Source organism: Bradyrhizobium sp. Kon56 (genome assembly GCF_055807635.1).
In genome coordinates, this window is the sequence record NZ_JBVVOU010000112.1 from 1 (window position 1) to 698 (window position 698).

The 698-nt window shown below is 54.3% G+C and carries 1 protein-coding gene; it reads left to right on the forward strand.

Going from position 1 to position 698, the window contains the following annotated elements; translation table 11 throughout:
* Window positions 1-698, forward strand: a 698-nt coding sequence (locus tag AC0L3B_RS38175; protein ID WP_473382701.1) for a hypothetical protein, incomplete at both ends; no start/stop codon positions are given.

Below are 698 nucleotides of genomic sequence, written 5' to 3' on the forward strand. Positions count from 1 at the left end.
GACAGTTCTGGCCTATACAGTCAGTTTGTTCGGTACACCGACGAAACGGGCATCAGCAAGGTGTTTGAAATCGAAAGCCGTTACCGCACGGGCGCTGCCAGTGCCCGCATTATCAGCCCGCAGACCGGCAGAGGCATGATGACGATCAATCCTGGTCGCGGCGGGGAATGGGTAAGGGCTCCGGGCGATGGAGGCGGGTTTTCCTGGCCCTGGAAACGCCCTGCGTCGCCAACGGGCAGCGACACATCCTCGACCACGCCAAAGATTTCGGAGCGGTTCCTCGAATCGGATGGTTCAAAAACCGCGGGCGCCGAAAAATTCGACGACTACCTGAATTTAGAGGAAAACACCGACTATCTGTTCAACAACACGCTGTATCAGGACGGATCAGCCGTGAAGAGAAAGCTGACAACCTCCTGGAAAATTGATGACGGTAAGTTCGCTGTCACCCCAGGTGAAACAGCCGTACCGTGGGAAGCGTCCGCTTCCCAAAGTGAATACTCCACCAGCTTCCTGCCTGACTTGACTCGTGAACGCTACCGCGTGATCACCAGACAAGAAGGTGTAGAAATCAATACCGAATTGGATTACACCTCGGACTCTGAATTTGAAAAAAGATTAAAAAGAGTAGAGCAGTTTGAGGACGCCATTCCCGACATGGCGCTGCGTGCACGGATCTCGGAAGTCGCCCATCAAGG